This is a genomic window from Pseudomonas parafulva, from assembly GCF_002021815.1.
GTDB lineage: Bacteria > Pseudomonadota > Gammaproteobacteria > Pseudomonadales > Pseudomonadaceae > Aquipseudomonas > Aquipseudomonas parafulva_B.
In genome coordinates this window covers 1423025-1436270 of sequence record NZ_CP019952.1, presented here as the reverse complement: position 1 = coordinate 1436270, position 13246 = coordinate 1423025, and the positions used below count along the sequence as shown (strand labels likewise).

14 protein-coding genes are annotated in these 13246 nt (G+C 62.9%); 3 read left to right on the top strand and 11 right to left on the bottom strand.

Annotated elements, in window-relative coordinates; genetic code table 11:
• Positions 1–80 precede the first annotated feature (80 nt).
• The 8 genes from murB to B2J77_RS06355 all read right to left on the bottom strand — a co-directional run bounded on the left by murB (position 81) and on the right by B2J77_RS06355 (position 6893).
• Positions 81–1100 carry a UDP-N-acetylmuramate dehydrogenase gene (gene murB / locus B2J77_RS06390; protein WP_078478210.1) on the bottom strand — a complete coding sequence of 340 codons (1020 nt, stop codon included), beginning with the start codon at positions 1098–1100 and terminating at the stop codon, positions 81–83.
• Complete coding sequence (locus B2J77_RS06385; RefSeq protein WP_078478209.1) at positions 1097–1561, bottom strand: low molecular weight protein-tyrosine-phosphatase; 465 nt, start codon at positions 1559–1561, stop codon at positions 1097–1099. The genes murB and B2J77_RS06385 overlap by 4 nt, the downstream gene beginning before the upstream one ends.
• On the bottom strand, positions 1561–2322 hold the full coding sequence (kdsB, locus tag B2J77_RS06380; RefSeq protein WP_058637706.1) for a 3-deoxy-manno-octulosonate cytidylyltransferase: 762 nt from the start codon (positions 2320–2322) through the stop codon (positions 1561–1563). Before kdsB ends, B2J77_RS06385 begins: the two co-directional genes overlap by 1 nt.
• Positions 2319–2504 carry a Trm112 family protein gene (locus B2J77_RS06375; protein WP_003247142.1) on the bottom strand — a complete coding sequence of 62 codons (186 nt, stop codon included), beginning with the start codon at positions 2502–2504 and terminating at the stop codon, positions 2319–2321. The genes kdsB and B2J77_RS06375 overlap by 4 nt, the downstream gene beginning before the upstream one ends.
• A 43-nt stretch (positions 2505–2547) precedes the next feature.
• Complete coding sequence (gene lpxK, locus B2J77_RS06370; protein ID WP_078478208.1) at positions 2548–3549, bottom strand: tetraacyldisaccharide 4'-kinase; 1002 nt, start codon at positions 3547–3549, stop codon at positions 2548–2550.
• On the bottom strand, positions 3549–3983 hold the full coding sequence (locus B2J77_RS06365; RefSeq protein WP_058605755.1) for an ExbD/TolR family protein: 435 nt from the start codon (positions 3981–3983) through the stop codon (positions 3549–3551). The genes lpxK and B2J77_RS06365 overlap by 1 nt, the downstream gene beginning before the upstream one ends.
• Complete coding sequence (locus tag B2J77_RS06360; RefSeq protein WP_058637708.1) at positions 3980–4615, bottom strand: MotA/TolQ/ExbB proton channel family protein; 636 nt, start codon at positions 4613–4615, stop codon at positions 3980–3982. Before B2J77_RS06360 ends, B2J77_RS06365 begins: the two co-directional genes overlap by 4 nt.
• 61 nt (positions 4616–4676) lie before the next feature.
• Positions 4677–6893, bottom strand: coding sequence for a DNA internalization-related competence protein ComEC/Rec2 (locus B2J77_RS06355; RefSeq protein WP_078478207.1), 2217 nt, complete (start codon positions 6891–6893; stop codon positions 4677–4679).
• A gap of 142 nt (positions 6894–7035) precedes the next feature.
• On the opposite strand from B2J77_RS06355, the gene B2J77_RS06350 reads away from it, so the two are divergent.
• Positions 7036–7668 (top strand): DUF2062 domain-containing protein, encoded by a 633-nt coding sequence (locus B2J77_RS06350; RefSeq protein ID WP_153302490.1) that lies wholly within the window; start codon positions 7036–7038, stop codon positions 7666–7668.
• Here the strand turns inward: B2J77_RS06350 and B2J77_RS06345 are convergent.
• The 3 genes from B2J77_RS06345 to B2J77_RS06335 all read right to left on the bottom strand — a co-directional run bounded on the left by B2J77_RS06345 (position 7552) and on the right by B2J77_RS06335 (position 10029).
• On the bottom strand, positions 7552–8331 hold the full coding sequence (locus B2J77_RS06345) for an ABC transporter permease (RefSeq protein WP_058637710.1): 780 nt from the start codon (positions 8329–8331) through the stop codon (positions 7552–7554). The two genes, B2J77_RS06350 and B2J77_RS06345, sit on opposite strands and share 117 nt — an antisense overlap.
• Positions 8328–9260: an ABC transporter ATP-binding protein gene (locus B2J77_RS06340; RefSeq protein WP_058605758.1), complete on the bottom strand. Its 933-nt coding sequence runs from the start codon at positions 9258–9260 to the stop codon at positions 8328–8330. The genes B2J77_RS06345 and B2J77_RS06340 overlap by 4 nt, the downstream gene beginning before the upstream one ends.
• Before the next feature lie 145 nt (positions 9261–9405).
• Positions 9406–10029: a glutathione S-transferase gene (locus B2J77_RS06335; protein WP_058637711.1), complete on the bottom strand. Its 624-nt coding sequence runs from the start codon at positions 10027–10029 to the stop codon at positions 9406–9408.
• Positions 10030–10311: 282 nt separating this feature from the next.
• On the opposite strand from B2J77_RS06335, the gene B2J77_RS06330 reads away from it, so the two are divergent.
• The gene (locus tag B2J77_RS06330; protein WP_058637712.1) at positions 10312–12759 is read left to right on the top strand and encodes an acyl-CoA dehydrogenase; all 2448 of its coding nucleotides are present in this window, start codon (positions 10312–10314) and stop codon (positions 12757–12759) included.
• 78 nt (positions 12760–12837) lie between these two features.
• Entirely contained in the window at positions 12838–13245 is a 408-nt protein-coding gene (locus B2J77_RS06325; protein WP_058637713.1) for a PA2817 family protein, read from the top strand.
• Position 13246: the final 1 nt, after the last annotated feature.

Sequence of the window (13246 nt, the reverse complement as noted above, 5' to 3'; positions counted from 1 at the left end):
CGAACTGGCGGGGCTTTTTCTTGGTCGGGCGTTTACCGTGGTCGGCGGACACGGCGCCTAGGAAGTTGCCGTAGGCAGTATCAATAAAGATTGGGCTCCATCTCCAGCTCAACCCCGAACCGCTCAAGGATGTCGACCTGGATCCGCCGCGCCAGGGCATGCATTTGCGCCCCGCTCGCCTGGCCATAGTTGACCAGCACCAGCGATTGCAGGCGATGCACCCCGGCATCGCCTTCTCGATAGCCCTTCCAGCCCGCCTGTTCGATCAGCCAGCCTGCTGCCAGCTTCACCTGGCCATCGGCCTGCGGGTAAGCAATGACACCTGGATGTTGCGTACGGATACGCTCAAACACCTGCGCCGCAACCACAGGGTTCTTGAAAAAGCTCCCGGCATTACCCAGCTCGGCCGGATCAGGCAATTTTTCACGACGAATGCTGCAGATGGCATCGCTGATGGCCTGCGCAGTGAGCGCGGTAGTGCCCTGCTCGGCCAGGCGCTGACGCACCGGGCCGTAGTCCAAGCGCGCCTGCAAGGTGCGACTCAAGGCGAAGCGCACACGCAGGATCAGCCAGCGACCAGGGTTACGCTTGAACACGCTGTCACGGTAGCCGAACGCGCAGTCGGCCAAGGCGAAGTCACAGACGTCACCCGTCTTGCGGTCCAACGCGGTCAGGCCGGCGAAGACATCCTTGATCTCTACGCCATAAGCGCCCACGTTCTGCATGGGGGCAGCACCCACTGTGCCGGGAATCAGGCTGAGGTTCTCCAGCCCGCAAAAGCCCTGCGCGAGCGTCCACTGCACGAACGGGTGCCAGGCCTCACCCGCCTCGGCCTCGACCAAAACGCGCTCACCATCGTCACTGACCACGTGGCGGCCCTGGCTTGAGACGTGCAGCACCAGGGCATCGACATCGCGGGTTAGCAGCAGGTTGCTTCCCCCGCCGATCACCAGCACGGGTATACCCTGCTGCTGCGCAGCGTCCAGCGCCTGACGCACCTGCAGGTCGTCTTTGGCTTGGCTGAAGTAGCGCGCTTTCACGTCGATGCCAAACGTGTTGTACGGCTTGAGCGAGACCTGCTCTTGCCATTGCCCCGTCATAACCGCCCCTTGATTTCCACGACCAGCGCTTGGCAGGCGGCTTCGATCAGGTCGAGCACCTGCTCGAAACCATCGGCACCGCCATAGTACGGGTCTGGAACTTCATCGAGCGCAGAACCGTAGCGGCGCAAAAACAGGTCGAGCTCGCCTATCGCCGCATGCGGGCGCAGAGCACGCAAATCGCGCAGGTTGCTCTGATCCATTGCCAGTACCAGGTCGAACTCGGCAAAGTGCCCCACCTTGACCTGCTGGGCGCGCTGCTCCGACAGGTCGTAGCCACGTGCCAGTGCGGCCTTGAGGGTGCGCCCGTCGGGCGCCTTGCCAACGTGCCAGTCGCCCGTGCCGGCCGAGGCCACCTGCACCTGATCGGCAAGCCCGGCGGCCTGCAGTTGATGACGCAGCACGCCTTCGGCAGTCGGCGAGCGGCAGATGTTGCCCAGGCACACGAACAGAACGCGCATCAGGCCTCCAGCAAGCGCCGTACGCGCTCCAGGTCTTCAGGGGTGTCCACGCCCACGGCGGGTGCCTCGATGGCATCCTCCACATGGATCCGCACGCCGTGCCACAACGCACGCAGCTGCTCCAGCGCTTCGGTCTGCTCCAGCCAGCATGGGCCCCAACCGACGAAATCATGGAGGAAACCAACCCGGTAGGCGTACATGCCAATATGGCGGCGGTAAGGCACACCGGGCGGCAGCTCCTGACCTTTGGCAAACGCATCGCGCGCCCACGGCAGCGGCGCACGGCTAAAGCTCAGGGCCAGGCCGTTCTTGTCGCTCACTACCTTGACTGCGTTGGGGTTGAACACCGCTTGCGGCTCATGGATGGGCTCGGCCAAAGTCGCGATACCGGCGTGCGGATTAGCCGCCAGGTTGGCGGCCACTTGGTCGATGATCACCGGCGGGATCAGCGGCTCGTCACCTTGCACATTGACCACGATGGCCTCGCTGGGCAGGCCAAGCTGCACGGCCACTTCGGCCAGACGGTCGGTGCCGGACTCATGGTCCACGCGGGTCATCAGCACCTCAGCGCCAAATGCCTGGCAAGCCTCAAAGATACTGGCATCGTCGGTTGCAATGACAACGCGACTGGCGGCACTCCTGCGCGCCTGTTCCCATACGTGTTGCACCATTGGTTTACCGGCGATGGGCAGCAGGGGCTTGCCTGGCAGGCGTGTGGAGCGCAGACGGGCTGGAATGACGACGGTGAAGTCCAGGTTCATTTGTCCAGGCGCTCATCATCGGTCAGGGTACGTGCCTCGCTTTCCAGCATCACCGGGATACCGTCGCGAATGGGATAGGCAAGGCCGGCGCCCTTGCTGATCAGCTCGGTCTTGTCGGCGCTGAGCTTGAGCGGGCCCTTGGTGATCGGGCAGGCCAGGATATCGAGCAGTTTGGTGTCCATTGAAGGCTTCCTCTAGGCCAGAAGGCCGAAATTGAAAACGGGATCAGGGCTTGGGTAGCAAACGTTGCAACTGCAGGTCGAACCAAGTGCCAAATGCCGGCGTGGGTTGTGCTTCTACAGCCAGGTACCACCAGTTCTCGGCGGCAAAAGAGCGGCACTTCACCGCATCCTTCTCGGTCATGATGAGCGGCAGTGACGGTGTGAAGGCAAGGTTTCGGGCATTGAATTGCGCGTGGTCTGCAAAGGGATGCGGCAGCGGCTGCCAGCCTAGGCCCTGCAAGGTATTGAAAAAACGCTGAGGGTTACCAATGCCGGCCACCGCATGCAGGCGCTGGCCTGCGGGAAAATGGTCGAGTGCACGGCGCTCGCCCGTGCGCAGGTTGACCAACGCGCTGGGTTGCAGGCGAAAACCAAAGCCCTCGGCACTGTCTAGTGCTGCACCATTGAACAATACTGCGTCGGCCGCATTCAGACGCTCGACAGGCTCGCGCAAGGGGCCGGCCGGTAGGCATCGGCGATTGCCCAGGCCGCGGGCTGCGTCGATCAATACCAATTCCAGGTCTCGCGCCAGGCGGTAGTGCTGCATGCCGTCGTCACACAGAATCAAGTCCAGGGGTTCGCTGACCAGCAGGGCCTGCACCGCACGTGCGCGGTCCGGATCGATCATCAGCGGCACACCGGTACGTTGCACGATCAACAGCGGCTCGTCGCCTGCCTGTTCGGCCGCCTGATCGGCCGTCACCCGCCAAGGGAACTGCGGCGGCTTGGCGCCATAGCCACGGCTGACCACTCCCACCCTCAACCCCCGCTGGCGGCAGTGCTCGATCAGCCAGAGAATCATAGGAGTCTTGCCGGTACCGCCGACAGTGATGTTTCCCACCACGATGACGGGCACCGGAGCGCGATAGCTAGCGCGCTCGTCGTTGAGAAAACGCCTGCGCTTGCGTTTGACCACCCAGCGGTACAGCGCTTCCAGCGGACGCAGCAATGCCAGTGCCGGATGGCCGGTGTACCAGGCAGCAAGCAGGCGATCGGCTAGTGTCATCAAGGTGTGCTCTGGGCCGCCTCGACGGTGGTCATGCGCAATTGGCTGAAGCCGAGCTTGCCGGCAGCATCCATTGCGGTGACCACAGCCTGGTGCGGGGTCTTGCCATCGGCACTGATGGCCAGGGGCAGCTTGTTGTCGCCACCTGATTCACGCTCGATGGCCTCGCTGAGGGTGGCCAGATCGCTCTTGGGCAGCAGATGGTTGTTGACCGAGTACACCCCATCGGCACTGATGGTGATTTCTACCAGCTTGCCCTCATCGCCCGGTGCCCGCTCGGCGCTGGCCGCTTCGGGCAACTCGACGCGTAGCTGGGTTTCGCGGGTGAACGTGGTGGTGACCACGAAGAACAGCAACAGCACGAACACCACGTCGATCAACGACGCCAGGTTGATGTCGATATTCTCGCGCTGGCGATTGCGCCGAAACTTCACGCCTTGCCTCCAGCCACTTCCACCTCACGGTCACCCTGAATCACTTCCACCAGCTTGATTGCCTCCTGCTCCATACCGACCACCAGCTCGTCGATACGGCGCAGCAGAAAGCGGTGGAAGAACACCGCCGGGATACCCACCATCAGCCCGGCCGCCGTGGTTACCAGCGCCTTAGAAATGCCACCCGCCAGCACCGCGGCGTTGGCGGTCATCTGCGACCCCATGAACGCGCTGAAGATGTCGATCATGCCCAGCACGGTGCCCAGCAGGCCCAGCAGCGGCGCCATGGCGGCGATGGTGCCCAGCGTGCCGATGTAGCGCTCGAGCTCGTGGATAACGCGTGAGGCGGCTTCCTCGATGCACTCTTTCATGATTTCGCGACCATGACGCGAGTTGGCCAGCCCCGCCGCGAGGATTTCGCCCAAGGGCGAGTCGGCACGCAGAGCCTTGAGCTTGTCACTGGTCAGTTGCTTGTCCTTGATCCACATCCACACCTGGCCCAGCAGGTGGGGCGGGCTGACGCGACTGGCGCGCAGGGTCCACAGGCGCTCGACAACGATAGCCATGGCGGCGATGGAACTCAGAATGATCGGCAGCATCATCCAACCGCCGGACTTGACCAATTCCCACACAGTAGAAGCCCTCTGGAAAAGGTCGCCACTTTACCATAGGCGCGGCAGGCGCTCATCAGCATTAACCATCCCTGACGTCACGCCAGAAGCGGCGCTGGCTGCGCATACCCTCGACCCCGGCTTGCGCACCGAGCACCAGACGCAACGCCCCCTCCACTGCCGTGTCGTGCAGGGTCATGCCATGCCTGCGATAGCGTTCGACCACCTGTGCATGGGGATGCCCGAAGCTGTTGTTGCGCCCGCGGGAAATCAGTACCCCACGCGGGGCCGCAGCGCGGATGAAAGCTTCGGTCGACGAACTGCGGCTACCGTGGTGCGGCGACTGCAGCCAGTCGATGCGTGGTGAATCCATGGCAGCCAGCCACGCACGTTCGGCTCCCGCCTCCATGTCACCGGCCAGCAGCAACCGCTCCCCCGACGCCTCGACCAGCAACACGCAGGAGCGGTCATTGCTGGTGCGCGCATCCGCCCAGCGCCACAGGGAAAAGCGAACCCCGTCCCACTCCCAGGACTCGCCACTGACGCAAGGCTGTAACTGAACCTCTTCCAGCGGCTCACCGCCAATCGCCCGTCTGACCGGCAGCCCGCGCTGGATCGCACCTGCACCGCCGGCGTGATCGGCATGGGCGTGACTGACCAGCAGCACATCCAGGCTGTCGACCCCCAACTTGCGCAAGGTGGGCAACACGACCCGCTCACCCAGATCGTTTTCGCCCCTGGCCGGCCCGGCGTCATACAGCAGACTGTGCTGCCGGGTGCGCAGCAACACCGCCAAGCCTTGGCCCACGTCCAGCTGCCAGACCTCGACCTGGCCGTGCGAGACCGGCTCCCGAGGCACCCAGAGCGCCAAAAGCATCACCGCGCCCAACCCACGCAGCGGCACACCCCGTGGCAGCAACAGCAGCAGTGCGCCCAGGCATACCAGCAGCCAGGCCCACAACGGCGGTGCCGGAGGCACCCATGCCGGGCGCTGCTGGGCGACCAGTGCTAGCGCGCGAAACAAGACATCCAGCAGGCCGCCTGCCAGCCACAGCAATGCCTCACCTGCGTCGCCCAGCGGCAGCAACAAAGTGCCCAACAGCGCCAGCGGCAATACCGCCAGGCTCACCCACGGCACCGCCACCAGGTTGGCCAACGGGGCACTCAGGCTCACCGGCAAGCCCACGGCCAGCAGCACCGGGAGCAACCCGACGGCGATGACCCACTGCGCTCGCGTCCATGCCTGCCAGGGTCGCCAGGCCCCTAGCCGAGCACTGAAGCTGTAGATGAGCGTGGCCACGGCGCCGAATGACAGCCAGAAGCCTGGAAGCAGCGCCGCCAACGGCTCGAACAGCAAAACGGCAACCAAGGCAAGTAACAAGGGGTGGAACGCGTCAAGGTGACGAAAGCGCAGGCGCCACAGCAGCACCACGGCCAGCATCAGACAGGCGCGCTGTACTGGCACCCCTGCCCCGGCCAGCCAGCCGTAGGCCAGCGCTGCACTCATGGCCAGCACACAGGCCCAAGGCAGCCACGGCAGCCGGGGCGGCCATAGCCCCCAGCGGGCTAACCACGCGACCACGGCATAGAGCAGACCCGCCACCAGGCCAATGTGCTGGCCTGAAATCACCAGCAGGTGCACGGTGCCGGTGGCCTGAAGCGCCTGCCAGTCTTCGCGCGCCAGGCCGGTTCCATCACCAAGCACCAACGCCACCAACGCGGCTTGCCGACCATGGGCTTCGACCGCCAGCAGACGCTCGCGCAGGCCATCGCGCCACCCGACTGCTGCGGGCGTCAGTAACTGCCCGGCTTTCACCGCTCCGCTGGCGCCGATCCGACGTGCCAGCAGCTGCGCCTCCCGATCGGGCCCGTGGGGGTTTAGAAGGCCGGTCGGCCGCTGCAGGGTGACGGCCAGGCGCCACTGCTCGCCGGCACGCAGCGGTGGTCCGTCAAACCAGCTCAATTGCAGGCGTTGCGGCAAATCGGCACGCCGGGAATGCGCGCCTTCAAGCTCGAAACGCACGCCTTGCGCAGTGCGCGCCGGCAGTCCGGCCACCCGCCCTTCCAGCCACAAGGTGCGACCATCGAGCCCTGGCGCCAGACGATCGTCCACGGCCTGCTTGGCAGACCAACAGGCCCAGCAGAAGCCCAGCAGGAACAAACCCAATAACCAACCCCGGGTGAACAGACTGACGACGGCGCCCGCTGCAAGCATTAGCAGCCACCCGACCGATGGCAATTGAGGTACCAGGCAAAGACTGAGCAGACCAAGCGCGAGCGCCAACATCCCTGTGCGCATGAGGTAGAGCTCCAGAAGCTGAATCAACCTCTGAGGCATAGCCCACTTGCCGGCACTGCTTGCTCAACAATTGTCACAAACTCTGAACGAGGCTGAATGGGAATCAGGGCATACTGCCCCGGTCAACGCCCCGGGAGCCCCCATGCCGCGCCGACTATTCAAACGCCTCATGCCGGACCCGAGCAGTATTCGGGAACACAAGTCCTTACGCTTTTTCGGCAAGTTGCTGCATGACCCTAACCTGTGGCACCTGAACCGTCATTCGGTAGCGCGAGCCATGGGCGTCGGCCTGTTCGCCGCATTGATCCCGATGCCCGCACAGATGCTGCTTGCCGCTGCATTGGCCATCCCGCTGCGAGGCAATCTGCCGATCGCCGTCAGCCTGGTGTGGCTGACCAACCCGCTGACCATGCCGCCGGTGTTCTTCGTTACCTACATGGTCGGTGCCTGGCTAATGCAGGTACCACCACGCGCACTGCCCGACACGTTGACCTTCCAGTGGATCACTGACCAACTGTCGACGGTCTGGCAACCCTTCCTGCTCGGTTCAATCGTGTGCGCCGTACTGCTGGGTATGCTCGGCTATTTCAGTACGCTGATGTACTGGCGCTGGTGGGTAGGCCGGCAGTGGCGTCGTCGCCAATGCCGGTGCAAGGTTTCAGGCACGCATCCCCCGGCCGCTGACCAGCAGCCGCACGCACAACAGGTAGAGCACGGCAGTGGCCACCAACATGAACGTGATCGCCGTGCCGATGCTGATGTCCGACACCCCTAAAATGCCGTAGCGGAAGGAATTGACCATGTGCAGCACAGGGTTGGCCAGCGATACGGTCTGCCAGAACGGTGGCAGCAGGGTGATCGAGTAGAACACGCCGCCCAGGTAGGTCAGCGGAGTCAGTACGAACGTCGGGATGATCGAAATGTCGTCGAAATTGCGAGCGAACACCGCGTTGACGAACCCCAGCAAGGAGAAGATGGTCGCCGTCAACAGTACCACTGCCACAGTCACACCCAGGTGATGCACTTGCAGGTCGGTGAAGAACATCGACAGGATGGTGACGATCACCCCTACCGCCAAGCCACGCAGCACGCCGCCTAGGACATAACCTACCAGGATGGTGTGCGGCGATACCGGCGAGACCATCAGCTCTTCGATCGAGCGCTGGAACTTGCTACCGAAGAAGCTCGATACCACATTGCCATAGGAGTTGGTGATCACCGACATCATGATCAGCCCCGGCACGATGTACTGCATGTAGGTGAACCCGCCCATGTCGCCAATCTGCCGGCCAATCAGGTTGCCGAAAATGACGAAATACAGAACCATGGTGATTGCCGGTGGCAACAGGGTCTGCGGCCAGATGCGCAGGAAGCGCCGCACTTCGCGATAGACGATGGTGTTCAGGGCGACCCAGTTGGTACGCAGCTCCACGCTCATACGGCCACCTTCGAAAGGTTTTTTTCCACCAGGGCCACGAACAGCTCCTCGAGTCGGTTGGTCTTGTTGCGCAGGCTTTGCACGTCGATGTTCTGCAGGGCCAACTGGCCGAACAGGGCGGTGATGCCGATGTCTTTCTCTACCTGTACTTCCAGGGTGTGCGGGGTCAGCAGCCGGCACGGGTAACCCTGCAACACCGGCGCCGTGGCCAGGCCCTGCTTGATGTCGAGGACAAAGGTTTCGACATGCAGCTTGCCCAGCAGTTGGCGCATGCTGGTGTTCTCGACGATGGTGCCGTGGTCGATGATGCCGATATTACGGCACAGCTGCTCAGCCTCTTCCAGGTAATGGGTGGTGAGGATGATGGTGATGCCTTTCTGGTTCAGCTCGGTGAGGAAGCTCCACATCGAACGGCGCAGCTCGATGTCCACGCCGGCGGTCGGCTCGTCGAGAATCAGCAAACGCGGCTCGTGGATCAGCGCACGGGCAATCATCAGCCGGCGCTTCATGCCGCCGGACAGCGAACGCGATGGCACGTCGCGCTTATCCCACAGGCCCAGTTGGGTCAAGTACTGCTCGGCACGCGCCTTGGCGATCTTTGGCGGGATGCCATAGTAGCCAGCCTGGGTCACGACGATGTCGAAGCACTTCTCGAACTGGTTGAAATTGAACTCCTGTGGCACCACGCCCAAGCAACGCTTCAGCGCCGAGGGCTCGCGGTCGAGGTCGTGGCCGAACACATTGACCGTGCCGCTGGTTTTATTCACCAAGGTGGAGAGGATGCCGATGGTGGTGGATTTGCCGGCGCCGTTGGGGCCGAGCAAGGCGAAGAAGTCCCCTTCGGCGACATCAAGGTCGATGCCTTTGAGGGCCTGAAAGCCGTTGCCGTAGGTTTTGGTCAGCTGTCGAATGGACAGGGCAGAACTCATAGCGGGTCACTTACCGAAAAATAAGGTGCAGGACACGCCAGATAAGGTCACTGGCGCAGTGAGTGCGGCCAATGGTGCAAGGCGCGGCCGCACAAGTACAGTCATGTGTATTGATAGTGACTATCGAAACAGCCGTAGTGTTCGATCAGGTCAGCGCAGTCATTACTGCAGCCTGGTAGGCCGGGCGGGCCTTGAGGCGTTCGTACCAGGCTTCCAGGTGGTGCATGGCCGGGCGCTTGATGGGCATTTCGAACCAGGCATAGACGAAGCTACCCAGTGGGATGTCGCCCATGCCGATCTGGTCACCGGAAAGATAGGGCTGTGTGGCCAAGGTTTCGTCGGCAATGGCCAGCAACTGGGCGCACTGCTTGTGCGCAGCGTTGATCGCCACCCAGTCGCGCTGGTCTTCGGGGGTGCGCAGCAGGCCCCAGAACAGCGGGCGGAAGGGTGCGGCGAAGGATGAAGTGGCCCAGTCCATCCATTTGTCGGCCAAAGCGCGTTGGCGCGGGTCTTCCAGGTACCAACCTTGCTCGGTGCCATATTCGGCGCACAGGTAGCGGACGATGGTGTTGGACTCCCACAGGGTCAGGTCACCGTCTTCAAGCATGGGTACCAGGCCATTGGGATTGCGGGCGCGGTAGTGCGGCTCGTTGACCACGCCGAAGGCGCCGCCGGCGTCGATCGATTCGAAGTCCAGGCCCAGTTCCTGGGCGATCCACAGCGCTTTGCGCACATTGCTCGAGTTCTTGCGGCCCCAGATCTTCAGCATGGCAACGTCCTTATGAATGCGGATGTTGCACAGTCTACTCCAGAGGTTTGTTGCCTGTACCAGCCCTTTCGCAGGCAAGCCCACTCCTACAAGAATCGCGCCTTATCTGGGGACGGTGCCCCCTGTAGAAGCGGGTTTGCCCGCGAAAGGGCCAGTACAGGCAATCACCGGACTGAAACTCCCACCGCCACACCCTGTCACTGTTCTGACCCTGCCTTTCCCGGCGTTGCGTCTAAGCTGTCCGGAACGGCTCAAGCCCCCTGGTTCCAAGGAGGACCGATTATGTTGCTGTTGTGGTTGGTAGTGCTGGTGATAGGCGCGGCGTACCTCACGCACAGGCGCCTGGCACCCTTGCAGATTCTCGGCATCATGGCCGCCTATGTGCTGCTGATGGGCATTTTCAGCAGCGCTCCTGGCTGGCTGCTAGCACTGATCTGGCTCGTGCTGGCACTCAAAGGCGCCTTGTTGGCGCTGCCCGACTGGCGCCGCAAGGTGTTCACCGGCCCGGTTTTCAACTGGTTCCAGCGCACCCTGCCGCCCATGTCGCAAACCGAGCGTGAAGCCATCGACGCCGGTACCGTATGGTGGGACGGCGAACTGTTCAGCGGCCGCCCCGACTGGCGCACCTTGCTGGCCTACCCGGCACCCAAGCTGACCGACGAAGAGCAGGCCTTCATTGACGGCCCTACCGAACAACTGTGCGCCATGGTCAGCGACTGGCAGATCGGCCAGGACATGGACCTACCACCCGCGGCCTGGGCGCATATCAAACAGAATGGCTTCTTTGCCCTGATCATCCCCAAGCAGTACGGTGGCAAGGGTTTTTCCGCTTACGCACACTCCCAGGTGGCGATGAAGCTGGCCACCCGCAGCGGCGATCTGGCTTCCACGGTGATGGTTCCCAACTCGCTCGGCCCGGCCGAATTGCTGTTGCACTACGGCACCGATGAGCAACGCGACCACTACCTGCCACGCCTGGCCCGTGGCGACGACATTCCTTGCTTCGCACTCACCGGCCCTCTGGCCGGCTCAGACGCCGGCGCCATGCCCGACACCGGCGTGGTGTGCAAGGGCCAGTGGCATGGCGAGGAAGTCATCGGCCTGCGCCTGAACTGGGAAAAGCGCTATATCACCCTAGGCCCGGTTGCCACGCTGCTGGGCCTTGCATTCAAGGCCTACGACCCGGACCACCTGTTGGGCGAGGAGGAAGAACTGGGCATCAGCCTGGCGCTGATCCCTACCGACACCCCCGGCGTGGACATCGGCAAACGCCACCTGCCGCTGGGCGCCGCCTTCATGAATGGCCCCAATAGTGGCAAGGACGTGTTCGTGCCACTGAGCTTCCTTATCGGTGGCCAGGCCATGCTCGGCAAAGGCTGGATGATGTTGATGAACTGCCTGTCGGTAGGCCGTTCCATCTCCCTGCCCGCCGTGGGCACCGGCGCCGCCAAGTACACCAGCCTGGTCACCGGCCAGTACGCCAACATCCGCGAGCAATTCAACGTGCCGCTGGCCGCATTCGAAGGTATCCAGGAATCGCTGGCACGCATCGGCGGCAACGCCTGGCTGATGGACAGCGCGCGCCTGCTGACGGCCAAAGCGGTAGACCTGGGCGAGAAGCCCTCGGTGCTGTCGGCGATCCTCAAGTACCACCTGACCGAGCGCGGCCGCGAATGCATCCAGCACGCCATGGATGTGCACGGCGGTAAGGGCATCATCATGGGCCCGAACAACTACCTGGGGCGTAACTGGCAAGGGGCACCCATCTTCATCACGGTCGAGGGCGCCAACATCCTCTCACGCAACCTGATGATCTTCGGTCAGGGCGCCATTCGCTGCCACCCGTTCGTACTCAAGGAAATGGCTCTGGCCCACCGTGAGGACCGCGACCAGGCGCTAGGAGAGTTCGATGACCTGTTGATGAAGCACATCATGTTCGCCGCCGGCAATGCGGCTAGCACACTGGTGTTCAATCTGGGACTGGGCCGCCTGGAAAGCGTACCAGGCGATACCCTCAGCCAAGGCTACTTCCGCGCCCTGAACCGCCAGGCCTCAGCCTTTGCATTGCTGGCGGACCTGTCGATGATGCTGCTGGGCGGCACCCTCAAGCGCCGCGAGCGCCTGAGTGCCCGGCTAGGCGATGTGCTGAGTTATCTGTACTTGTCCAGTGCGGCGCTCAAGCGTTATCACGACTTGGGCTCGCCCGAGCAGATGCAGCCATTGCTACGCTGGGCCATGGAAGAAAGCATGGGGCAGGCGGAAAAGGCCCTGGATAGGTTACTCGACAACTTCCCCAACCGCTTTGTCGGCTGTGCACTAAGGGTCCTGGTGTTCCCCTTCGGCCGTCGTCATACCGGGCCGAGCGATGAACTGGATGCCGAGGTCGCGGCGCTGATTGGGCGTAGCAAGGGTGACCCAGCGCTGGAAGAGCTGCTCGCGGGCTGCTTCCGGCCACAGGCGGACGGTGACCCAGTGGCAGCACTGCAACGGGCTTGCGACTTGCTTGATGAGGCAGTGCCACTGCACAAGGCGCTGCACCTGGGGATCAAGGACGGCAAGGTACGGCCGGCACCTGGGCAGTCGGTGATTGGTGCGGCCATCGAAAGCGGTGTGCTGCAGCCTGACGAAGGGCAACGGCTGCACGCAGCGGAACAGGCACGCCGGGCAGTGATCGATGTGGATGCCTTCGACAAGGAGCAATTGCTGCCAGTACCTGGCAAGGTGCGTTGATTGATGGGGGCGCTCTGCCTCCCCATCCCCAACCGGCGTATACTCCGCCTTCGTTTCAATCACCCCGAGGACCGCCCCATGGCCAATTCCCACCTGGATTACAACCTGCAACTGCTTAACCACCTGCGTACTATCCTGGTGGCCTTGGGCGAAGCCGAGCAGGTACCCGAGGAAAGCCACGCCCTGTTCCTCGAACGCTTCGATGAACTACTGACCCTGCTGCCGCAAAACCCGCTGAAAAGTCAATACCTGGGGCAAGACCTGATCTGCCAGGTGATCCAGCGTTACCCGCAGATCGCTCATCTTGTACCCAGAGATCTATTGTGGTTCTTTGGCGGCGACTGCTTGCATTTCATGCCCGATGACGAACTGGACCTGTATCAACGTCTTGAAGAGCGCCGTTACGAAGCCGAGCAGAACGATGAACCGTTCGATTGGAACCAGGAAAAACAGGTGCTGAGCCTGCAGCCCGGCCCTCCCCACTGAC

Excerpts from the sequence above, each read along its gene's own strand:
- murB (WP_078478210.1), bottom strand. The coding sequence starts at position 1,100 with ATGACGGGGCAATGGCAAGAGCAGGTCTCGCTCAAGCCGTACAACACG.
- B2J77_RS06385 (WP_078478209.1), bottom strand. The coding sequence starts at position 1,561 with ATGCGCGTTCTGTTCGTGTGCCTGGGCAACATCTGCCGCTCGCCGACT.
- kdsB (WP_058637706.1), bottom strand. The coding sequence starts at position 2,322 with ATGAACCTGGACTTCACCGTCGTCATTCCAGCCCGTCTGCGCTCCACA.
- B2J77_RS06375 (WP_003247142.1), bottom strand. The coding sequence starts at position 2,504 with ATGGACACCAAACTGCTCGATATCCTGGCCTGCCCGATCACCAAGGGC.
- lpxK (WP_078478208.1), bottom strand. The coding sequence starts at position 3,549 with ATGACACTAGCCGATCGCCTGCTTGCTGCCTGGTACACCGGCCATCCG.
- B2J77_RS06355 (WP_078478207.1), bottom strand. The coding sequence starts at position 6,893 with ATGCGCACAGGGATGTTGGCGCTCGCGCTTGGTCTGCTCAGTCTTTGC.
- B2J77_RS06350 (WP_153302490.1), top strand. The coding sequence starts at position 7,036 with ATGCCGCGCCGACTATTCAAACGCCTCATGCCGGACCCGAGCAGTATT.
- B2J77_RS06345 (WP_058637710.1), bottom strand. The coding sequence starts at position 8,331 with ATGAGCGTGGAGCTGCGTACCAACTGGGTCGCCCTGAACACCATCGTC.
- B2J77_RS06340 (WP_058605758.1), bottom strand. The coding sequence starts at position 9,260 with ATGAGTTCTGCCCTGTCCATTCGACAGCTGACCAAAACCTACGGCAAC.
- B2J77_RS06335 (WP_058637711.1), bottom strand. The coding sequence starts at position 10,029 with ATGCTGAAGATCTGGGGCCGCAAGAACTCGAGCAATGTGCGCAAAGCG.
- B2J77_RS06330 (WP_058637712.1), top strand. The coding sequence starts at position 10,312 with ATGTTGCTGTTGTGGTTGGTAGTGCTGGTGATAGGCGCGGCGTACCTC.
- B2J77_RS06325 (WP_058637713.1), top strand. The coding sequence starts at position 12,838 with ATGGCCAATTCCCACCTGGATTACAACCTGCAACTGCTTAACCACCTG.